This window comes from Candidatus Soleaferrea massiliensis AP7, assembly GCF_000820765.1.
Classification (GTDB): domain Bacteria; phylum Bacillota; class Clostridia; order Oscillospirales; family Ruminococcaceae; genus Soleaferrea; species Soleaferrea massiliensis.
Genome location: NZ_CCYH01000026.1, coordinates 1 through 21,330 on the forward strand (window position 1 = coordinate 1; position 21,330 = coordinate 21,330).

General features: G+C 53.3%; 23 protein-coding genes, 1 pseudogene and 1 CRISPR repeat array. Of the genes and pseudogenes, 15 read left to right on the plus strand and 9 right to left on the minus strand.

Going from position 1 to position 21,330, the window contains the following annotated elements:
- Positions 1–34: 34 nt before the first annotated feature.
- A CRISPR array of direct repeats spans positions 35–928; the repeat unit is 32 nt; unit sequence GTCGCACCCTGCGTGGGTGCGTGGATTGAAAT.
- A gap of 220 nt (positions 929–1,148) precedes the next feature.
- From recQ to BN348_RS05640, 3 genes are all read right to left on the minus strand, one after another.
- A complete protein-coding gene (recQ, locus tag BN348_RS05630) occupies positions 1,149–2,981 on the minus strand; it encodes a DNA helicase RecQ (protein ID WP_040196833.1) in 1,833 nt (610 codons plus the stop codon).
- Positions 2,982–3,000: 19 nt separating this feature from the next.
- Complete coding sequence (ymfI, locus tag BN348_RS05635; RefSeq protein WP_040196860.1) at positions 3,001–3,741, minus strand: elongation factor P 5-aminopentanone reductase; 741 nt, start codon at positions 3,739–3,741, stop codon at positions 3,001–3,003.
- A gap of 179 nt (positions 3,742–3,920) precedes the next feature.
- Positions 3,921–4,421, minus strand: coding sequence for a DUF4358 domain-containing protein (locus BN348_RS05640; RefSeq protein WP_040196834.1), 501 nt, complete (start codon positions 4,419–4,421; stop codon positions 3,921–3,923).
- Positions 4,422–4,780: 359 nt separating this feature from the next.
- On the opposite strand from BN348_RS05640, the gene BN348_RS05645 reads away from it, so the two are divergent.
- On the plus strand, positions 4,781–5,089 hold the full coding sequence (locus tag BN348_RS05645; protein ID WP_040196835.1) for a hypothetical protein: 309 nt from the start codon (positions 4,781–4,783) through the stop codon (positions 5,087–5,089).
- An 85-nt stretch (positions 5,090–5,174) separates the two neighbouring features.
- On the opposite strand, the gene BN348_RS05650 is transcribed toward BN348_RS05645, so the two are convergent.
- A complete protein-coding gene (locus BN348_RS05650; RefSeq protein ID WP_040196836.1) occupies positions 5,175–6,422 on the minus strand; it encodes a 6-phosphofructokinase in 1,248 nt (415 codons plus the stop codon).
- A gap of 457 nt (positions 6,423–6,879) precedes the next feature.
- On the opposite strand from BN348_RS05650, the gene BN348_RS13870 reads away from it, so the two are divergent.
- The 14 genes and pseudogenes from BN348_RS13870 to BN348_RS05715 all read left to right on the plus strand — a co-directional run bounded on the left by BN348_RS13870 (position 6,880) and on the right by BN348_RS05715 (position 15,692).
- A complete protein-coding gene (locus tag BN348_RS13870; protein WP_156136430.1) occupies positions 6,880–7,044 on the plus strand; it encodes a hypothetical protein in 165 nt (54 codons plus the stop codon).
- Positions 7,045–7,065: 21 nt separating this feature from the next.
- Positions 7,066–7,620 (plus strand): annotated as a pseudogene (locus BN348_RS05655) (YaaA family protein); the annotation flags it as partial.
- 61 nt (positions 7,621–7,681) lie between these two features.
- Positions 7,682–7,834: a hypothetical protein gene (locus BN348_RS14415; RefSeq protein WP_420885254.1), complete on the plus strand. Its 153-nt coding sequence runs from the start codon at positions 7,682–7,684 to the stop codon at positions 7,832–7,834.
- Positions 7,828–8,292, plus strand: coding sequence for a thioredoxin-dependent thiol peroxidase (bcp, locus tag BN348_RS05660; protein ID WP_040196837.1), 465 nt, complete (start codon positions 7,828–7,830; stop codon positions 8,290–8,292). The genes BN348_RS14415 and bcp overlap by 7 nt, the downstream gene beginning before the upstream one ends.
- Positions 8,292–9,077, plus strand: a complete 786-nt coding sequence (locus tag BN348_RS05665) for a DUF5131 family protein (protein WP_052446755.1) — start codon at positions 8,292–8,294, stop codon at positions 9,075–9,077. Before bcp ends, BN348_RS05665 begins: the two co-directional genes overlap by 1 nt.
- 290 nt (positions 9,078–9,367) lie before the next feature.
- Positions 9,368–9,652: a DUF503 domain-containing protein gene (locus BN348_RS05670; protein ID WP_320408667.1), complete on the plus strand. Its 285-nt coding sequence runs from the start codon at positions 9,368–9,370 to the stop codon at positions 9,650–9,652.
- Between the two features lie 28 nt (positions 9,653–9,680).
- Complete coding sequence (locus BN348_RS05675; RefSeq protein ID WP_040196838.1) at positions 9,681–9,953, plus strand: TfoX/Sxy family protein; 273 nt, start codon at positions 9,681–9,683, stop codon at positions 9,951–9,953.
- Between the two features lie 278 nt (positions 9,954–10,231).
- Positions 10,232–10,786, plus strand: coding sequence for a DUF3795 domain-containing protein (locus BN348_RS05680; protein ID WP_040196839.1), 555 nt, complete (start codon positions 10,232–10,234; stop codon positions 10,784–10,786).
- A gap of 369 nt (positions 10,787–11,155) precedes the next feature.
- Positions 11,156–11,512 carry a hypothetical protein gene (locus BN348_RS05685; protein WP_040196840.1) on the plus strand — a complete coding sequence of 119 codons (357 nt, stop codon included), beginning with the start codon at positions 11,156–11,158 and terminating at the stop codon, positions 11,510–11,512.
- A 124-nt stretch (positions 11,513–11,636) separates the two neighbouring features.
- The gene (locus BN348_RS05690; protein ID WP_040196841.1) at positions 11,637–12,446 is read left to right on the plus strand and encodes a MerR family transcriptional regulator; all 810 of its coding nucleotides are present in this window, start codon (positions 11,637–11,639) and stop codon (positions 12,444–12,446) included.
- 363 nt (positions 12,447–12,809) lie between these two features.
- Positions 12,810–13,745 carry a helix-turn-helix transcriptional regulator gene (locus tag BN348_RS05700; protein ID WP_040196843.1) on the plus strand — a complete coding sequence of 312 codons (936 nt, stop codon included), beginning with the start codon at positions 12,810–12,812 and terminating at the stop codon, positions 13,743–13,745.
- A gap of 114 nt (positions 13,746–13,859) precedes the next feature.
- On the plus strand, positions 13,860–14,129 hold the full coding sequence (locus tag BN348_RS05705) for a zinc ribbon domain-containing protein (protein ID WP_040196844.1): 270 nt from the start codon (positions 13,860–13,862) through the stop codon (positions 14,127–14,129).
- 4 nt (positions 14,130–14,133) lie between these two features.
- Positions 14,134–15,021 carry an SPL family radical SAM protein gene (locus BN348_RS05710; protein ID WP_040196845.1) on the plus strand — a complete coding sequence of 296 codons (888 nt, stop codon included), beginning with the start codon at positions 14,134–14,136 and terminating at the stop codon, positions 15,019–15,021.
- A gap of 44 nt (positions 15,022–15,065) precedes the next feature.
- The gene (locus tag BN348_RS05715) at positions 15,066–15,692 is read left to right on the plus strand and encodes a GyrI-like domain-containing protein (protein ID WP_040196846.1); all 627 of its coding nucleotides are present in this window, start codon (positions 15,066–15,068) and stop codon (positions 15,690–15,692) included.
- A gap of 826 nt (positions 15,693–16,518) precedes the next feature.
- On the opposite strand, the gene BN348_RS05720 is transcribed toward BN348_RS05715, so the two are convergent.
- The 5 genes from BN348_RS05720 to BN348_RS13085 form a co-directional block, all read right to left on the minus strand.
- Positions 16,519–17,082 (minus strand): manganese efflux pump MntP, encoded by a 564-nt coding sequence (locus BN348_RS05720; protein WP_040196847.1) that lies wholly within the window; start codon positions 17,080–17,082, stop codon positions 16,519–16,521.
- Between the two features lie 291 nt (positions 17,083–17,373).
- A complete protein-coding gene (locus BN348_RS05725) occupies positions 17,374–18,060 on the minus strand; it encodes a DUF6580 family putative transport protein (protein WP_040196849.1) in 687 nt (228 codons plus the stop codon).
- Positions 18,057–19,661 carry an ABC transporter ATP-binding protein gene (locus BN348_RS05730; protein ID WP_040196850.1) on the minus strand — a complete coding sequence of 535 codons (1,605 nt, stop codon included), beginning with the start codon at positions 19,659–19,661 and terminating at the stop codon, positions 18,057–18,059. The genes BN348_RS05725 and BN348_RS05730 overlap by 4 nt, the downstream gene beginning before the upstream one ends.
- Complete coding sequence (locus tag BN348_RS13875) at positions 19,640–20,512, minus strand: energy-coupling factor transporter transmembrane component T (RefSeq protein WP_052446756.1); 873 nt, start codon at positions 20,510–20,512, stop codon at positions 19,640–19,642. The genes BN348_RS05730 and BN348_RS13875 overlap by 22 nt, the downstream gene beginning before the upstream one ends.
- A 1-nt stretch (position 20,513) precedes the next feature.
- Complete coding sequence (locus tag BN348_RS13085; protein WP_052446757.1) at positions 20,514–21,293, minus strand: DUF4430 domain-containing protein; 780 nt, start codon at positions 21,291–21,293, stop codon at positions 20,514–20,516.
- Between the last annotated feature and the right edge of the window lie 37 nt (positions 21,294–21,330).

Below are 21,330 nucleotides of genomic sequence, written 5' to 3' on the forward strand. Positions count from 1 at the left end.
AATGCAACGGATGCGGATCGAATTGATTGGAACAGTCGCACCCTGCGTGGGTGCGTGGATTGAAATCAGTAAATGGATCATTTGAACCGAGTATTGCGCAGTCGCACCCTGCGTGGGTGCGTGGATTGAAATGATGGATACCAAATGAATTTGGAGAATAACGAGGGTCGCACCCTGCGTGGGTGCGTGGATTGAAATCCTCTCTTTGATCCTTTGTGTCCAAAGCGAGTGGGTCGCACCCTGCGTGGGTGCGTGGATTGAAATCTGCCGAACAGATTTCGGCGTAGTATTGTTTTGGTCGCACCCTGCGTGGGTGCGTGGATTGAAATTAGCCAGGTCTCCAATCGTGTGAATGCCATAACGCGTCGCACCCTGCGTGGGTGCGTGGATTGAAATGCCGATCCGTATGCGGTGATTGATTTTGCGAACAGTCGCACCCTGCGTGGGTGCGTGGATTGAAATAAAGACAAGACCGTCTACAATTCCCCAACCGCCAGTCGCACCCTGCGTGGGTGCGTGGATTGAAATTACTCATCCAACTCATCTTCACCAGAAATAACCAGTCGCACCCTGCGTGGGTGCGTGGATTGAAATGTCTGCTGGCTTGCCTGCGGCATTATATCTGCTTTAGTCGCACCCTGCGTGGGTGCGTGGATTGAAATCGGCAAGGGTTATACTCGTCGCTGTCGTTCCGGTGTCGCACCCTGCGTGGGTGCGTGGATTGAAATCTATCAATGAATATTACGTTGATCATCCGGATCAGCCGCACCCTGCGTGGGTGCGTGGATTGAAATGTCGGATAGATTTCCCCTGTCTTGACCGGTTTATCGTCGCACCCTGCATGGGTGCGTGGATTGAAATAACGTTGTGAAATGATCATATTCCCATTGCAAAAAGTCGCACCCTGCGTGGGTGCGTGAATTGAAATCCTGACAATGGTCTCTTTCTTCTCCTTCCACCCCGTTGCACTCTGCGTGGGTGCATGGATGAAGAACCTTTTGCTGTGGAACTTTTATCAGACCACATTTGCCGTACTCATTGCATCTAAACATCACAGAAAACAGACTGCATTAAAAAAGACAGTCTCCTGTCGCTGTATAGCCACAATAGGAGACTGTCTTTTTTCTTATGTATGATCAACCGGATGTTCAATTCTCTTCATCCTGTAAAAATTCCCGGATGGCAGAAAGGAAGGTATCCCCATATTTCTCTAATTTGCGCTGACCGATACCCGAAATATCCATCAATTCCTCTTCAGTTTGCGGTACGACAGCAGCCATTTCCCGCAATGTCGCATCGGTGAATACGATGTAAGCCGGAACACTCTGACGGAATGCAATGGATGCGCGTAGCTTTTTGAGCCGGTCGAAAAGCACTTTGTTTTCAGGCGGCAGCTGTGATGCCGCTGCCTTTTTGGGCTTTGGCGCCTCTTCCTTCGGCAGCTTCATCTGGATTTTCTCTGCGTCAAACAAAGCTTTTCGAGCATTGGAACCTAGGCATAAGACCGGATATTCACTGTCAGATGAACGGAGATAATCGTGCAGGAGCAGGAACTGGATGATTTCCCGCAGCCTCTGCTCCTTCGTCTCCTTCATGATGCCATAGGTTGACAGATGATCCAGCCCCAAGGATAAAAGCCGCTCGTTTTTGCTGCCGCGCAGGGTATCCACGATCATTTTAACGCCGTACCGTTCGCCCATGCGCTTGACACAGGATAAAATTTTCTGTGTGTCCACCGTGATGTCGACATCCTCGAAGTTTTGATTGCAGTTGGAGCAGTTGCCGCAGAAATTCGCGCTGCGTTCTCCAAAATAACGCAGGATGTACTCACGCAGGCATTCGTTGGTGCTGCAGTAGAAGGTCATGGCCCTCAGCCGCTGCCGGTCCTTTTCCCGGACCTGTTCGGACAGCTCGTCATCCAGCTCCTCATTGTCCGAGCTGTGCTCGATCAAAAACTGATTGGTTACGACATCCTGCCCGCTGTACAGCAGGATGCAGTCGGCAGGCTCACCATCGCGTCCCGCGCGGCCGGCTTCCTGATAATAACTTTCAATGTTCTTCGGCATATTGTAATGGATGACAAACGATACATTGGATTTGTCGATGCCCATGCCGAATGCGTTGGTCGCCACCATGATGGATTTGTTGTCATACAGAAAATCATCCTGGTTCCGTTTGCGCTCCTCATCGGAAAGGCCGGCATGATAGCGGGTGGCCTTATAACCGGCATCACACAGCTTTTCGCAGACCTCCTCAACATTTTTACGGGTCAGGCAGTAGACGATCCCGCTGGTATCGGGATGTTCCTCCAGATAGGTCAGGACACTGGTGAATTTATCGCGCGGTTTCTGCACCTCAAAATAGAGGTTCTTTCGGTCGAATCCGGTCGTCACCATGACCGGATTCTCCAATTCCAAAATCTTTACGATGTCGTCTTTTACCGCGTCGGTAGCGGTGGCTGTAAACGCACTGATTACCGGGCGTTCTTCCAGCTGATCGATGAAGGTGCGGATTTTCAGGTAACTGGGACGAAAATCCTGTCCCCACTGCGAGATGCAGTGGGCTTCATCCACGCCGACCATGGAAATCCTGACATGATGCGTTAAGTCCAGGAAGGATTCCGTCATCAGCCGCTCCGGAGCCACATAGATGATTCGGTAACGCCCGCTTTTTGCGTATTCAAGCGCGGACCGATACTGAGCCGCCGTCAGAGAGCTGTTTAAAAACGCGGCCGGAATGCCGCTCTGGTTCAATGCGTTCACCTGGTCCTTCATCAGGGAGATCAAAGGGGAGATGATCAGCGTCACGCCGTCCATCAGCAGTGCGGGCACCTGAAAGCAGAGCGATTTTCCCGCGCCGGTCGGCATAATGCCCAATGCGTCCCTTCCGGAAAGGATGCCGTCAATCAACGTTTCCTGTCCCTCCCGGAAGGCGGTATAGCCGAAGTAATCCTTTAAAACCTGATACTTGTCGTTTCCCATATTCGCTTCTCCTTTCCGGTCAGATGACAATGCCTCCATTCGGGCTCAGTACCTGCCCGGTGATGAAGCCGGCGGCATCCGAACAGAGATAGACGATCAACTGGGCAATGTCCTGCGGCTTGCCCAGCATTCCAAGCGGGGTTTCCTCCTTCAGCGCTTCCAGCGCAGCGGCGTCCAGTATGCCGTTCATCTGGGTATCCACCACGCCGGGCGCCACACAGTTGACCCGGATGCCCGAAGGCCCAAGCTCCTTGGCCAGCGCTTTGGATAAGCCGATGACGGCGGCTTTTGCGGCGGAATAATGCGCTTCACAGGATGCGCCGCAGATTCCCCAGATGGAGGAAAGGTTTACGATATATCCATTCTTTTGATGGATCATATGCGGCAGCGCGGCCTGGACACAATGATAGACGCCTTTGACATTGACCTCGAACATCCGGTCCCAATCCGCTTCGCTGATGTCCTGAAACAGCTTCTGCTGTGCGATGCCGGCATTGTTGACCAGAATATCGACCGGGCCAAGCTGTTCGGCAATCCGCGTGAACATGCCTTCTACAGCTTTCCGGTCGGCCACATCCGCGCAGAATGCGGCCGCGTCGGCTCCCTGTGCGCGCAGCTCATCCGCTAAGGACTGCGCCCGGTCCATCGAAGCGCTGCAGTTGATGGCGACCCGCAGCCCTTTTGACGCGAACAGGCGTGCCGCGGCGGCTCCAATGCCGCGCGAAGCGCCGGTGATCAGTACCGTTTCCCGTTTCATGATTCTCCCGCCTTTATAAAATAGAATAGTACCATTATACCTGATTTTGTCGAAAAACGCAAAGCCATCCATACAGATACGTTTCGAAGAGCTGTGGACGCGGATGAAAAACAGCGGGCATGCTTTCCATAGAGCACGCCCGCTGTTATGTTTCATATTGTCAGATGGTTTGTGCCGAAGCATTAGGAAAAATAGCTGTCAACAATTTCTTTGGCTTTGTTCATATCCTGATCGATCTGTTCCGCTTCCCCAACGATAACCAGAAATACATAGTTGCCCTTGGTGATGACAAGCCCTTTCTGCGCTTTCTCGTATTGATCCGGCAGATACTGTTCAAAGCTCTGGATCACATCCTCTTTGCGCTTTTCGAGCGCGGCTTTCACATCCTCAGCCTTGCCGTCCTTTGCCTTGATCGCAATGACATTGTCCGATGAGTTCATCACCATGGCGAATTTGCCATAGAATTCCTCGACATCCTCTTTTTTGACGCCGAACAAATCCTGCAGGGTCTGTTCATCCAGCTCGCTTGGCATCTGAATGCCGATCTCCGTATCGATCTTGTCCACGATTTCCTGCAGGGTCGCGCTGTCCTTCAGACCGCCGGAACCCGATGCGTTTCCTGCGGAACATCCAGTCAGCAGCATAAACAGCATCAAAGCGAGCGCGGTACATTTTTTAAACATAACATCCATCCTTTTCATTTTGATTTAACCTTAGTATGCTTCCCACATTTGCCTTCATGCAGTATCGAGGCTGAGGCAGCAAATAAAAAGAGTATAACTTCCGTCGTTCGGAGGTTATACTCTTTTTAAAAGATTGTGGTGCAATCATATAAAGGGCCATCCACATTGTTCATGGATCACACTCTTTATGTTTAGTAGTATACATGATCGGCCCTGCATTTGCAAAACAAAATCTGGTAAAAACATAAATAATTCGCACATTATTTGAGATAATGTTATTTAAAATAACCGCGGCATAGAAAATATGAGAAAAGCCCATTTCAGGCCCATTTGACGCACCTCCGCACGGTGGTGTTGCTTTGGCTTTCAATATGAAATTGTTGGAAGCCGTCCGGCGGACAGGTCTTCAGCTGACAGGCATTGTTTTTACCTTGAAACGTCTGCAAAAGAAAAACAATACACTCCCATTCATTCGGTATGCCTTGATCCGGAACAGAAAAAAGCCGTATGCCTGTGCGGCAGAGCTGAAAAAAGGTTTTTCCATTCATGCTCGGCGGAAAGGATGCAATGGCACCGTTATCGCGTTGAAGGATACTGTCTTTTCAGGCGGTTTCCTTTCTCACCAAAGCTGGCAGCGTGGTGTTCCCGTTACGGCCAAGGCCGATTGAACACGCGGCTTTCAATGTCCGACCAATATGCCCGTTAAACGATGAACGGCTGAAATCCGTTTTCCGAATTTCAGCCGTTTTGATGTTACTTTGAAACGATATCGGTTTTATCGAACCGGAAGTGGCAGGGGAGACCGTTTACCGTGGGATGGTCCAGTTCGCCTTCAATCAGCGGTTCCATATAGTCGTACAGCTCATCCGTGATGCCGTTGCCCGCTTCGTTGATCCAGGCATCCGGAACGTTGCGTTCGAGATTGGCGACATCCTGGATATCGCAGTGTCCGATTTCAATGGCATATGGATCGTTCGAGGTGCGCCGTATGATCATGATCTGGCCGGAATGGCCTTCCAGCGCGCACCTTACGCCCGCACGTCCAACCATGGCCGATTCCTCGATATCCGTTTTGGAGAGCAGATGTCCCGCGCAGCGCTGCGGCAGATTCAGCTCGATCGAACGAACCTTACAGCCGAACTCACGCATGACCAGCTTTTCCAGATATTTTCCGGAGCCTGCCAGGTATTTGTGGCCGAACGCATCGGTCATGCCGCTCTGTTCGTCCATGGCGACATAAAGGCCGTTTTCAAACCGGATGCCTTCGGATACCGCGATGATAATCGCCTTGTGGTCCTTCTGCAGCTCGGTGACATCCGCGACAAACTGGTCGGGGTCAAACGGGGCCTCCGGCAGATAAACCAGATGCGGGGCGTCGCAGCCCAGCAGATGCGGCATGGCGGCGGCGGCGGTCAGCCAGCCGGCGTCCCGTCCCATGATTTCCACGATGGTGACCGCCGGCATGTGATAGACCTCGCAGTCGCTGATGATCTCGGTCATGGTGGTGGCGATATATTTCGCCGCGCTGCCGTAACCGGGCGTGTGGTCGGTTTCGGGGAGGTCGTTGTCAATGGTTTTGGGAAGCCCAATGACCTTGATATCCTCTCCGACCTCTTTAAAATATGCGTTCAATTTATAGGCTGTATCCATCGAGTCGTTTCCGCCGATATAAAAGAAATAACCGATTTCATATTCGCGGAAAATATGGAGCATCTCTTCAAAGATCTGGCGGTCGTCGCCGATTTCCGGCAGACGGAACCGGCAGGAGCCCAGCGCCATCGACGGCGTGATCTTGAGCAGTTCCAGATCCGCCGGATCTGAAAGCTGTTCCCGCAGGTCGATGATTCTGCGCTGCAGGAATCCTTCAATGCCGTTTAAGGCACCATAAAGACGTCCGATTTCTTCGTGCTGCATGGCTTCCATAATGACGCCGGCCAGCGTCGCGTTGATCGCTGCGGTGGGTCCTCCGGACTGTGCAACCAGTAAGTTTTTAAACGACATCAATATACACTCCAAGTAATCAGATTTTTATTCATTATAACACAATCGGATTCGGTTGACAACCGTCGAATCAGAAGGTTTTTACAAAAACCGTCCCCATATGACAGCAATCGGTATGATGAAATCCCATATGAGGGAATGGAAGCCGAACCGCGGGACGGCTGGAGACCATGGTCCATGACAAGCTGCCCTCTAATAAATATAAAAATGAAAACCTCGGCTGTTCGGGTTCAACATACAGAAGCTTATTCTCATATAGGCAAAGGCGTGCGGGTAAAGCAGGGCATATCCGATATAGATGGCCGGGGTGTATCGCGGAAGTATATTCTCATCGAAACGACAACAAGGGAATATGGATCAGACAAGCTTATGGATATGGACAGCCGTGGACACCGGATACGGGTTTTCTCCCGCTGATTTACGGCAGACTGTTTCATCCGGCAATGATAGATGAAACATGACCGGCATCAAAGCCGGATGCAGTGCTGCCGGTCGTTCATCTTCTTCAAAACAAGGCGGATATGCCGCGGCGTTCATCATGATCAATCCAGATGGTTCCAGCAGCCCGCAGGTTGAAAAGCGGGGCGGAATGGTATATAATGAGTTAAAACCGTTATCCTGAAACCGATGGAGGAATCCGCCGATGAAGTTGATCCTGTCACCCGCCAAAAACATGAAGCGCGGCATCCTGGAAAGCTGCCGGACAACCGTGCCGCTGTTCCCGCAGCAGACACAGCGGCTTGCGCAGCTGCTGAAGGGCTATACGGCATGGCAGCTGGAAAGCCTGATGCGCGTCAATCCCGGCATCGCGCTGCAGGCGTTTGAGGATTTCCAGCGTTATGACAACGCCTTTTCCGGACAGCCTGCCATTCTGAGCTATCATGGGCTTGCGTATCAGTATCTGCAGGCGGAAAGCTTCACCCGGCAGGAGCTGGAACGCTCAGATGCGTATATCCGGCTGCTCAGTGCCTTTTACGGGATGCTGCGGCCGCTGGACGGCATTCAGCCGTACCGGCTTGAAATGCAGTGCCGGCTCAGGGTGGATGGGAAGAGCCTGTACCGCTTTTGGGGAGACCGGATTTACCGCGAACTGTTCCGGGAGAAGGAAGCGGTGGTCAATCTCGCGTCGGAAGAGTACGCGAAGATGGTCACGCCTTACCTTTCTCCCGATGACCGGTTCATCACCTGCCGGTTTGTGACGCGGAAGGGGGACGAAGCTCCGAACGCTCCCGACCATGGCAAAGATGGCGCGGGGACGCATGGCGCGCTATGCCGTTCAACATGCGCTGGAAAGGCCCGAGCAGCTGCAGGCGTTCGATTGGGAAGGATATCGGTACATAGAGGAATTGTCATCCCGCGACAACTACGTATTCCTGCGGGATGAGCAGACAGGAGGAGAAGAGCTGTGCTGAAAGAGGGAGCAAAGGCGCCGGATTTTGCGCTGCCGGACCAAAACGGCGCCATACACCGGCTGTCCGATTATTCGGGCCGCAGGGTCGTGCTGTATTTCTATCCAAAGGACAATACGCCCGGATGTTCGAAACAGGCCTGCGCGTTCCGGGATGTGTTCGAACAGATGAAGCAGACCGGTGCGGTGCTCATCGGCATAAGCAGGGATGGTCAGCGTTCCCATCAGCGGTTTGCCGAAAAGTACGCCCTGCCGTTCCTGCTGCTGTCGGATGAGCAACTGGAGGCCATTCAGGCATACGATGTCTGGCAGGAAAAAAAGCTGTACGGCAAGGTTTTTATGGGTGTTGTGAGAAGCACTTTCATCATCGATGAAGCCGGTACAATCATCAAGGTTTATGAGAAGGCAAAGCCGGACAGCAATGCGGCTGAAGTGCTGGCCTATCTGCAGGAGGGGCAGTGATGCCGGTCTCATGGAACCCATGGCACGGCTGCCACAAGATCAGTCCCGGATGTCTCAACTGCTATGTATACCGCATGGACGAGCGGCATGGCAAGGAAAGCACGCTGGTGCGCAAAAATGGGGATTTCCGGCTTCCGATCAGCCGCAGCCGGTCCGGGGAATACAAGGTTCCATCCGGCGAAACGGTGTACACCTGCTTCACCTCGGATTTCCTGGTCAGGGATGCGGACTCCTGGCGCGGCGAAGCGTGGCGGATGATGCGCGAACGCAGCGATTTATACTTCATCTTCGTGACAAAGCGCATCGACCGGCTGGAAGCCTGCAAGCCCGATGACTGGGGAGACGGCTATGACAACGTGGAAATCTGCTGTACGGTGGAAAATCAGGATCGGGCGGATTTCCGGCTTCCGATCTTTCGGGATGCGCCCATCAAGCATAAAGGCATTGTCTGTGAGCCGCTGCTGGAACCGATCGACCTGCGTCCCTATCTGGGGGATTGGGTTGAGCAGGTGATTGCCGGAGGAGAATCCGGGGAGGAAGCGCGGCTGTGCAGCTACAACTGGATTCTCGATCTGCGCCGCCAGTGCATGGAATTTGATGTTCCATTTTATTTCAAGCAGACCGGCGCGCGCTTTTTAAAGAACGGGCATGTCTACAGGATTGCACGAAGATACCAGCACAGCCAGGCGCGTAAAGCGGGCGTCGACTACAATCCGAGCCGTATACAGTTTACCATCCCACGGTTTTCCAAGACGCATAAGAAATATGAGCACGGCACCTGCTGACCTGTCTTGAGGCCTGTGCCGTTAAACAAGCATCATAAGTCGATACCTGTTCCAGACTGCCAGAATGAAGACTGGGACAAGTCGTCGGCATGATCAATGAAGATCATGAGATTATGAGAAATGATGGGCTGTTGATGTGGGCCAATGCCAATATGAAAGCGCATCATAAATCGATGCTTGTGTCCAGGCTGCCAGAATAAATATTAGTTAAAATCATCGGCATGACCGGTGAGAATGACGGGATCAAAAACGGGTGCGGGCAATTGCCGATCAATGAAAGAGGTGAACAGATGATGCTGATTTCTGCCATAAAAGTCACATTGTACCTGCCGTGGGCGCATTCCCTGAAGGATAAGCGGATGGTGGTGCAGAGCATCCTCGCAAAGCTGCGGCATCATTTTCATCTGTCGGCCGCCGAAGTCGCACGGCAGGACCTGCATCAGACAGCGGTGATCGCCACAGCGGCGATCGTGCCGGACCAGAAAACAGCCGACCAGCTTTCTGAAAGGATTATCCATTTTATTGAAGAAAACTGTGAAGCGCAGATAACCGATATCTGCACGGAAATCCGATAGATTTCGATAAATTAAGGAGGAGAACGGCATGGGAGAACTGTCAAAGCTGCCGAACATCGGCAAGGTATTGGAGCAGCAGCTCCATCAAATCGGCGTCGATACCCCGGAGCAGCTCATAGAAATGGGCAGCAAAGAGGCGTTCCGGCGCATCCGGATGATCGACGATTCCGCGTGTATAGCAAGACTACAGGGGCTGGAGGGTGCGATTCAGGGGATTCGATGGCATGATCTGCCCGAAGAGACCAAGCAGGATCTCAAAGCATATTTCCACACCTTTGAAAGGACAAACAGAACCGAATGATGACAAACAAGGTATAAGAATTTGTACGGTTCGAACAGTCCTGTACACAGGTCTGCATCAAGGTGGAATTAATGGCTGTCACAGGAGGCTGCTTTTCATCATGCATCGGAAAGCAGCCTGTCAGAAAACAAACGAATGATGAGATTCTGGCAACGGACTCAGATGCTGCGTACAGAGTGGTTTGTCTGGCCTTTCACCTTTGTGATGAAGGGCCGGATTGATATCGGCAGACCTGTTCAATCGGTATAAAAAGCGATCAAGTAGGTGGGAGAGTACGGATGAAAAATTATCGCAGAGAAAACCCTCGGTTCTCATTGTGCGGCCTGAACTGCGCGTTGTGCCCGATGCATCTGAATCATTACTGCCCGGGCTGCGGAGGCGGAGAGGGGCATCAGCCGTGCGCCATTATAAGGTGCAGCCAGCAGCATGAAGGGGTGGAATATTGTTTCATGTGTGATGCGTTCCCCTGTGAAAAATATGATGGCGTGACGGAGTATGATTCATTCATCACACACAGAAATATGGTCAGGGACCTTAAAAAAGCGCAGCGGATGGGCGTTCAGGCATACCAGTCTGAACTGGATGAAAAAGCTGTGCTGCTGCGGGAGCTTCTGGACAACTACAATGACGGCCGGAAAAAGACCTTCTACTGCGTAGCGGTGAACCTGCTTGAGCTGGGCGACGTCATATCTGTCATGAAGCGGCTTGCATCGGGGACTGACACCGATGCACCTGTCAAGGAAAAGGCCGCGTTCGCCGCATCCTGTTTTCAGGAGATTGCCCAAAAGCGCGGTATCATCTTGAAACTGCATAAAAAGCCCAAAAAGAAATGACGGCATCCTGATTCCGCAAAATGATACTTGATAAAACATAGTAAATATTCGGCGGCGAGAAAATTCTTTTTTCAGCCGGAAAAGCCCATGGAATCAGTATTTTTGCTGTATGCAATGCAATTCTACAAAGGATAATATGGTGCCCGAATGGTGCCCAAGCGAATAAACAGAGTTATGAACAGCAGCATGAAATAATGAAACGATTTAAGATATTTGACATTTCCATGAGCCAATATGAAAATAAAAATAGCTGGTTATGTGTTTGTTCGCCTAAGGCGGATAAGGCGCAGGACGACAAAATAGAATTTCAGAGTGATAACCCTATGAAAATAATTAAGTTTAGTTTTTGTAAACTTGTAGGAGGAAAAAATGGATTATAGAGCAAAAGCAATAAATTGTGTCAAGGATACTGTATTGCCTATCTACATGCAGTGGTTTCAAGAGTGTAACTTCGATTTGAATACATTTTGTCAGAAATATGGCGAAACTGAGTTTTTCTTTGCAAAGGAGATTGAAAAGGGGCACATCTATGAAATGGGTTATCCCAAATGCGTATGTCAGGAAGCATTGGATGGAGGAAAAGAGGCTGCTTTTTGTGAATGTTCCAGACAGAGTATGATATATATTTTGCAAAATATGATGCCCCAAAAGCACATAGAAGTGGAAATAATAGAAACTGTCTTAAGCGGTGCTGAAAAATGTAGATTTAAAGTTACCGTCGAATAATACAATTTCCAGTTTATCGTGCTGATTTAACTGCGCATTATTGGTATAAAAAATTAAAAAATGCTTGACTCTCCCGTTAGGGGAGCATGTAAGATGGAGACATCGAGAGAAAGGGGACGATTCCATGCATCGTATCGGAGAATTTTCCAAGCTGGCCAAAACCACCATCAAGACCCTGCGCTATTATGACGAGGTCGGTTTGCTGAAGCCAGCTTCGGTGAATCCGGAAAACTCCTACCGGTACTACCGGACCGAACAGCTGCTGGACCTGTGCATGATCACCGCGCTGCGCCAGACCGGCCTGTCCATCTCAGATATCAAACGCGTGCTGGACTCCGGCGAGCTGGAGAGTGTCCTTTCCCGGCACCGTGAGTCGGTCAGCGCGCAGGTGCGGGAATTGTCTGAACAGCTCTCGAGGATAGAATCCATCTTATCTGTTCACGAGGAGGAATTTTTTATGAAGTATCAGGCGATGATCAAACAGCTTCCGGCCGGCACGGTTTATTACAAACGGGGCGTCATCGAAGACTTTTCCAAGATCGAAGCGTTCATTCTCAGCTCCGCAGACGAATGCCTGGCGGCAAATCCGAATATGCGCTGCACCGAGCCGGATTACGGCTATGTCACCTATCTGGACCCGGAATTCAAGCATCAGAACATCGCGCTGGAATATGCGCAGCAGGTTGTGAGCGCCGGTGTGGAGACCGATATCATCAAGTTTAAGGAGATCAAACCGGTCGAAGCGGTCTGTGTCTATCACCGCGGCCCCTATGAAACCATCGGCGAAGCCTACGCCTGGGCGCTCAACTGGGTCCAGCAGAACGGTTATGAGCTGGCGGAAAACCCGCGCGAATGCTATATCGACGGCAAATGGAACCGCGAAGACCCGGCCGACTGGCTCACCGAAATACAGATCCCGATTAAACGTGCGTAAATCCGATCAAAAAGGATCCGAAGCATCCAGCTTCGGATCCTTTTCTATGTCCTTTCTATGTGGAAAATCCATCTTCTGTACAGCGGTTTGAGTTTATGAGCCATGAAACCCGGTGGACATTGGTGTATGTATCCGGCAGCTGTGCCGGCACACAGCAGCTTTTTGTACACCGCGTTTTGCAATGACAGCATATCTTTCGGCAGAGCATCAGGTTTGACACTCTGTACGCCACATGCGGCAATGACGGCAGATCTTCTGACGGGAATATCAGGCTTCTTCTTTTTCGCACATTTACAGGCATCCCCGGCTTTTAAGGCGGCGGATTTTGTGGTATACTGAAAAGAATGAAAAGGGGGAAATGCCATGCAGAAAAACCGCCTGTTTGAAATCGTCTACCTGCTTCTGGAACGTCCGGGCATGACCGCGGCGCAGCTTGCCGAACGGTTTGAGGTGTCGCCCCGTACCATCTACCGCGACATCGATGCGCTGAGCGCGGCCGGCATCCCGGTCTATGCCGAAAAGGGGCGCGGCGGCGGCATCCGGCTGATGGAGGATTATGTGCTCAACAAATCCATCCTTTCCAAAGAGGAACAGGATGAAATCCTGTTTGCCCTGCAAAGCATGAAGGCGGCCGGCGCCGTACAGGACGATGCCCTGTTCAAGCATCTCAAGGGATTTTTTCAGCGGGAACAGGCGGACTGGATTCAGGTTGACTTCTCAAGCTGGGGCAATATGGACGGAGAACGCGAGCGGTTCGATGTTCTCAAGCAAAGCATTCTGGAGCGCCGTGTGATCCGCTTCATCTATTACAACACGATGGGTGAGCAGAGCAGGCGCCAGATCCAGCCGCTCAAGCTGTGCTTTAAAAACAACGCCTGGTATCTGGTTGGATTCTGCCTGGACAAGCAGGAGATGCGCACCTTTAAGCTGCACCGCATGGAGCGTGTCCAGCTGACCGATGAACGGTTCAAACCCAGGGAAACGCCGCCTCAATTGTATATGCCCAGTGCAAAGCCGCATCAGGTTGTCCATCTGAAGCTGCTGTTTTCCCCGGAAGTGGCGTACCGGGTTTACGATGATTTCCATGCCGCGCAGATCGAGAAGCAGGAGGACGGCCGTCTGCTGGTCGAAACCTGGTGGCCGCTGGACGACTGGGTTTACGGGCATCTGCTTTCATTCGGCGGAAGCGTGAAGGTGCTTTCCCCCGAACATGTCCGGCAGACCCTGTGCGGGGAAGCTCTGCGGATTCTCGAAGCCTGCCGGGAAGATACGCTGCCGGATGCCGGCCATTCTGAATAGGCGGCGTTTTGTGAATAGAAACATAGATTTTAGAAAGAATTTTTAATATGACAGAACGTGTCCGGTTTTATCTGCTATAATCGTGTCAGAAACAAAGAAGGGAAGTGTCCAATCATGGATGAAAGAATCTTTTGCCAGAGCTGCGGCATGCCGATGACCGATGCTGAGCATTTCGGCACCAAAGCCGATGGAAGCCTCGAGGAGGATTACTGCACCTACTGTTACCAAAACGGCGCTTTCACCAATGCATGCACCATGGATGAGATGATCGATTTCTGCGTGAATATGGGAATGGACTCCGGTATGTATCAGGACCGCGAAGAAGCAACAAAAGGGCTGGAAGCATGGTTCCCGACCCTGAAGCGCTGGAAGCAGGCGGACTGACAGGATGGTTGAATATGTCCCGGCAAAGAGCATCGTGAACCGTGTCCAGAACGGATGGTTCGGCGTCGATTACAACATGAACATCTACCGCGGGTGCAGCCACGGATGCATCTATTGTGACAGCCGCAGCGACTGCTACCGCATCGACCGGTTTGACCAGGTGCGCGTCAAGGAGGACGCGCTGCGCATCATCCGCGACGATCTGCGCCGCAAGGTCAAAAAGGGCGTGGTGGCGACCGGCTCGATGAGCGACCCATACAACCCGCTGGAACGGGACCTGCAGCTGACCCGCCACGCGCTGGAGCTGCTCAGCGCATACGAATTCGGCGCGGCGATCGCGACCAAGAGCGATCTGATCCTGCGGGATGTCGATGTCCTGCAGGAGATCCGCAAAATTTCACCGGTACTGTGCAAGATGACCGTCACCACCTGTGATGACGAGCTGTGCCGGCGCGTCGAACCGCATGTCAGCGTGTCGTCCGCCCGCTTCGCCGCCTTGGAGAAGCTCAGCGCCGGGGGCATCTTTACCGGAATCCTGATGATGCCGGTTCTGCCGTTTCTCGAGGACACCCCGGAAAATGTGCTGGGGATTATTGACCGGGCGGCGCATGCAGGCGTGCGGTTCATCTATCCGGCATTCGGCATGACCATGCGTCAAAATCAGCGGGAATGGTATCTTTCCAAGCTGCAGGAGCTGTTCCCGGAGGATGGCCTGCGCGAACGGTACGAACGCCGGTACCCCTATCAGTATCAATGCGTCAGCGACCGCGCGAAACCGCTTTGGAAGCTGTTCACCGCCCGCTGTGATGAGAAGGGGATCCTCTACAAGATGCCGGACATCATCCGTGCTTACCGGCTGGGATATGAGGACAACCAGCTGAAATTTTACTGAGATTATGATAACAGCAAGATTTTGAATAGAAGGGATCGACCGATATGACCGATAAACTGGACTTTAAAAAAATGGACCGCGCATTCTATTCTGCTAAACAGCAGCCGGCTGTCATAGAACTGCCGCCCATCCCGTATCTGATGGTGGACGGCACAGGCGCACCGGAAGACGCATCGTATCAGCAGGCGGTTCAGCTCCTGTATTCGATTGCGTTCACCATCAAGATGGCAAAGATGGGGGAATGGCAGCCGCAGGGCTATACCGATTTCACCGTGCCGCCGCTGGAAGGACTCTGGGACTGCGGGACGACCGGTTTTTCCGATAACCGGCATGCATGGAAATGGACCTCCATGCTGCGGATGCCGGAATTTGTGACGCCGGAGGTGCTTCAATGGGCCTGCGAGCAGGCAAAGAAAAAGCATCCCGACCTGGATTTCAGCCGTGTGCGGCTCGAGACCTATGAGGAAGGGCTGTGCGCTCAAATCATGCACGTCGGCCCGTACAGTGAGGAACAGCGTTCCATCGATGCCCTGGGCGCATTTATCACTCAGCAGGGACTGACGGACGACTGCAGCGCGGCGGGAAGACGGCATCACGAAATTTACCTCGGCGACCCGCGCCGGACAGCTCCTGAACGGCTGAAAACAATTCTGCGCCATCCGGTCAGATAGGTCTACCGTCAGCGGGATGATGCCTTTGATCGCATGGTAAAGACTGAGCATTTCAATGGATCGATTTCATACATATAAGGCACCCCATAAAAAAGATTAAGGACATCTGCAGTCATCCTGCGGATGTCCTTTCAGCCTGTCAAAAATCAAAGAATGGCTATATTTATGCTGAGTGTTGAGTTATGCCGCAAAGGTTGTTGTTTTGCCAAGCAGGACGCTGAATTCCGTTTACTGATTTCTACTTTTCAGTATGTGACGACTAACGACGAAAAATGAAGATGGCTGAACTTTTTGGGAACGATCTTAAAGATATTTAGAAGAATTTTTCTAAAAAATGTCGTACCATTTGAGTTAGCTGTAAACTTACGTACCAGCCAAAGTATTGGGGTACCATAGGAGCCGCCTATAACCGTGAAAGCGTCCGCTGCTAGCTATGCCCAACCACCTCAGCCAAAAGCAAAACGCCGCCCGCAGGCGGCCGACCACCTAGCGGTGGAGCAATCGCCTACGGCGTTCTACGATCGCAGAAGCGTTTTTTACTCAGAACCGCCCGCAGGCGGCCGAACCAAATAACGGGATATCAGAGGGGATTTTCAAGGGGGCCATCTGGTCCTAAGTGGCACTTGGCGAACACAGTGTCACCACCGCACCACGGCGAAACAATACCCACCGTGCCAAATAAAACTGGAAAATATAGTTAAGATTCTGGGCCGCTTCGTTGCAACGCCCCCAGCCCAAAGTTGTATTTTCATAAACATAACCATACTGAGGTATTTAAACAAAGGAAGGACATCCGCAGTCATGACCGCGGACGTCCTTCCTCTGTTTACGAGCCGAATATGCCCAGATGCTCCAGCAAAATCTTAATTCCCATTAAAATCAGCACAATGCCGCCGAACAGCTCGGCTCCCGATTTGAATCTGCAGCCGAACAGGTTGCCGATTTTGATCCCCACAGCCGACAGCACGAATGTGATGACGCCGATAAACCCGACTGCCGGCAGGATGTCCACCTTCAGAAACGCAAAGGTCACACCGACGGCCAGCGCATCGATGCTGGTGGCAATCGCCAGCGGAAGCATGGCCTTCGGCTGAAACGAACAGGAACACGGTTCGTCCTTTTTGCGGGATTCCAAAACCATGTTGCCGCCGATAAAGGCCAGCAGGACAAACGCAATCCAATGGTCCACATTGGTGATCAGCGACTGAAACTGCACGCCCAGCGCAAATCCAATCAGCGGCATCAGCGCCTGCGCGGCGCCGAAATACGCGCCGGCAGTCAGAACATGCTTCGGCCGCACCCTGTCGACGGACAGCCCCTTGCAGACCGATACCGCAAAGGCATCCATGGACAGCCCGACCGCGATGATAAACAATTCCCATAAACTCATGTCGTATCCCCCTCATTTTTTATCCGGCCGCGGAAGGATATGGAGCAGAGGACATAAAAAGAGACCCATCTGCCGCCGGACAGATAAGTCTCGTCATTTCATACAAAACCAGGAACTGCGTTCCAGTATGTTGGCTTTGTCACGTTTACACGCTGACTACTCCCTTATTTCTGAGATATTATACCGTAATTTTTGCCAGTTGTCAAGCCTTGATCCTCCATCAGATGTTTCTTGACGATGACCCTTCATAACAGATAGTCCCGGCAGCTTGGTTCCTTTTATCAGGCTGATTCAGCAGTGCAGGCCGAATTTGACAATGATGCGCCGGATTTTCCTGCACCAGGGCTTTAGGATCGGAATCAGAAACACAACCGTTGCGACGGCGTGGGAAAGCGAGAATGGAAGCCCGGCGCCATATCCAAGCAGCGCGGACTGCCAGGTGATCGGGCTGACGAAACCGACGATATACCAGGAATCCAGTATCAGACCGTAGGCCAGCGCGGAGAGAAACCCGTAGATGTATACGGCGGCCGGCTTTTGAAACCATCCATGCTCGTTGAGCATCCCGGCCAGATAACCGACCAGCCCCCAGGCGTACATCTGCAGAGGGGTCCATGGCCCCTGTCCGAGGAACATATTCGATGCGAGCGCCGCGAGCGCGCCGGTCAGAAAGCCGCTCTGCTTTCCAAAGCAGATGGCGCTGACGATCACAATGGCCGAAACCGGTTTGAAATTCGGAAACGGCGCGAAGATGATGCGCCCGGCCGCGGCAATGGCAGACAGCACGACAATCGGCATGATGTCGCGCGGACGCGGCTGCTGCCGTTCAAATCGCAGAAAAAACGGGACGATGGCCGCTCCCGCTGTCAGAAGTATCAGCAGCGATGTGAACGGAAGCTGGAAGAATGCGCAGAGCAGCAGCACGATCGGAACCAGGCACAACATCAACGGTTCTATGATTTTCAGCAGCTTTGTCATACGCCCACATCCTCCACCGTGACGCAGCCGTCTGCGAAGCCGCGGGTCATGCGGTTGGTCTCGGTCGTGTAAAAGATGTTCGAGGAAAAGAAGGATCTTCCAGAATCGGTGCAGGAAACCGCGCCGTCGAACAGCATGGAGCAGCGGTCGGCAATCCGGGCCGCAAATTCCACGTCATGCGTCACCATCAGGATGGTTTTGCCATCCTTCTTCAGCGAGGTCAGAATATCGCCGAACTCATTCTTCGCCGCCGCGTCGATGCCCTTGGTCGGCTCGTCCAGCAGCAGGATGTCCGGAGAAAGCAGCAGGATTTTGGCAAGCGCCGCCTTCTGCATCTCCCCGCCGGAAAGATCGTATGGATGCCGGTCTTTGAGCGCGGTCAGCGAGAAGGTTTCCATCATGCCGTCAATCTCATCTTTACCGTAATGATGGGAGGATGAAAGCTCTCGCAGCTCCTCATAAAGCGTATCCGCCGTAAACAGGGATTTCGGGTCCTGTGACAACAGCCCGATCTTTGCGGTGCCCTCACGCTTTACCCGGCCGCGGTTCGGCTTCAAGGTGCCGCACAATAGCTGCAGCAGCGTGGATTTGCCGCTTCCGTTTCCCCCGACAATCGCATGGATTTCCTGCCTGTGGAGTGCCAAGGCGGCGTCGCGGATCACAAACGCTTCATTTTTTTCATACCGGTACCAGAGGTTTTTGGCGGACAGCGCCGCTTCGGCACTTGTCTCATCGTTCTGTGCCGCGGCATCCTTGGAAATACATTTGACATCTCGCCGGTTTTCCCCCAGCCAGGTGCGGCCGTCCCTGACACACAGCGGGTCGTCCCGCCGGCATCCAAGCTTTCGCGCCGTGCGCACGCAGGCGGGTAGCGCTTCGGCAAAACCGCGCTGCTCTGCGTAGACCCACCGGACAAAATCCGCTGGCGGCAACTGCGCTTCCAGCCGGCCGTCCAGCATATACAGGACCGTATCGGAAACCGGGAGCACATCCTCCAGACGATGCTCCGACAGGATCACCGTTGTGCCAAGCTCCTCGTTGATGCGCTTGACCATCTGCAGAAATTCCTTTGCGGCAATCGGGTCGAGCTGCGCGGTCGGCTCATCCAGCAGCAGGATATCCGGCTGCATGGCCATCACCGACGCCAGGTTCAAAATCTGCTTCTGCCCGCCCGAGAGAGTGTACACCTTTTTCTGTATCCAGTCCCCGATGCCGAAGAAGTTGGCGGTTTCGGCCATCCTGCGCCGGATGATGTGGGATTCAAGGCCCATGTTCTCCAGCCCGAACGCCAGCTCGTGCCAGACACAGTCCATGACAAGCTGGTTGTCGGGGCTTTGCGCGACGTAGCCGACGCGCAAAGCCTGCCCGCGGCTGTCCCGTTTGTCCCGGTCCTGTCCAAGGACTGTGATTGTTCCGCTGTGCGCTCCGGCGGGCGCGGTTTCGGGCTTGATGCTGCGCAGCAGCGTCGTTTTGCCGCTTCCGGTCGGGCCGCACAGCAGAACGAACGCGCCGGCGTCCACCGCACAATGGACCGAGTGCAGCGCGGGCCTTTTCGCACCGGGATAGGTAAAGCTGTAATCTAGAAACGATATCGCAGGCAAAGTACCGCCTCCTTTCCTTCGAGCAGCAGGGGATAACAGAGCAGAATCGCGTAAGGCAGGCTGAACCACAGCGGAAAATCTGCCGGGGACAGCAGCGGATAAAACTGAAACCGGTTTGCACAGAGAAACAGAACCGGGATGCTGAGTAAGAGCAATGCCAGCAGGACTGCCGCCGAAACGCCGTCGTACAGCGTAAACCGCTCGTTGGCATAGTGGCTGCGCCTGCCGCTTCCGTATCCGCGGCTGTGCATCGAATCCGCTGTTTCCAGCGAGTTTTCCATGCTCCAGCTCATCAGGATCGACGCGATGCGCACCCCCTGGGCCATCTTCTGTTTGCGGCCCTGCTTTTCCCCGCCGGTCAGCGACCGCTGCGCGGCCGCGATCTCGTGCGATTTGCGGATGGTATCCGGGATGTAGCGGAACACCATGGCCAGCATCATCGAGATGGTCGGCAGCTTTCCGCCAAACAGGCTCATGAACTTGTCGCTGGTCATTACAAGCTGATAACAGGAAAACCACTGCAGCACGCTGATCAGCATGAGTCCCGAACAGAGCCCGAAGAGGATGGCCTCCACCGTGATGGGCCGTCCGCCCAGATAGAACAGCACCGACAGCCCCAGCCCGTTGAACAGGGCGTTTGCGGCCGCGATGATCAGCATCATGACCAGATACCAGCGCAGCCCCTTCAGATAACTGCGCAGCCCCCTCAGATAGATGCAGTAGCATCCGCTGCACAGAAAGGAGAGCAGCACAAAGAACGGATGCATGGTACACATGGAAAGGATGATCGCCCCCGCGAAATACAGGAAGATCACCGCCGGATGATAGTGGGTGAAGAGATGTCTTTTCATATCATAAATCGTTGCCGTTGTCGCAGGTGTACTGCCAGCGCACGGCGTCTCCGTCCTGCAGGATGTAGCTGCTGCAGCTCTTGCCGCTGACAATGCCGTTGACGCGGTAAATCCATCCGCTCTTGGAACCAACGGCCTTTTCGGCCAGCGACTGAATCGAGTAGACATAGGTGCCCATCGCGGATGACGACGCGCCGATCACCAGACCGCTTTTCTTCAAAGCGTCGTACACCGACGCGCCCTTCTCCAGCGTGATCGAGGTGCTTCCCAGGATCACGCCGTTCTGGGACACCGATTGCGCAATCGCGTTTCCCTTTGCAACCGCGGTATGGCATTCCACCGACAGGGAAACGGAGATGGTGTTGGATTCCACCTTCGAACTGCCGCCGGAGGGCTTGGAGGGTTCCGGCGCTTTGGAGGGCGCGCGGGAGGCTTCCGAAGCCTTGGAGGATGCGGCGCCGGCGGGCGCCTTCGAGTTCGAAGCGGACGGCTGCTTATTTTTCCCCGAGGATGAAGCGGCTGCGCTTGAAGCGCGGCTGTCCGGGTCTGTGTCATCCTGCGCGTCGGGGACGTCCTGTTCGGATGTCTGGGATTCGCTTGAAGCGGAGGACGGTCCGGCATCGCTTTGCAGGGATGAAGACGCCGTGCCGAATGTCCGGGAATTGTCGGAGACGGATGCGCCGGACAACGCGCCCGCAGCTTCCGCAGGCGCGTTTGAGCAGCCGGCCAGCAGCGACAGAACCAGCAGGATGCCGGCAAGACAGGTTAAAAACTGTTTCATCTAGGTTCCTCCAGTTTTTTGGTGTTCATGAAGGATA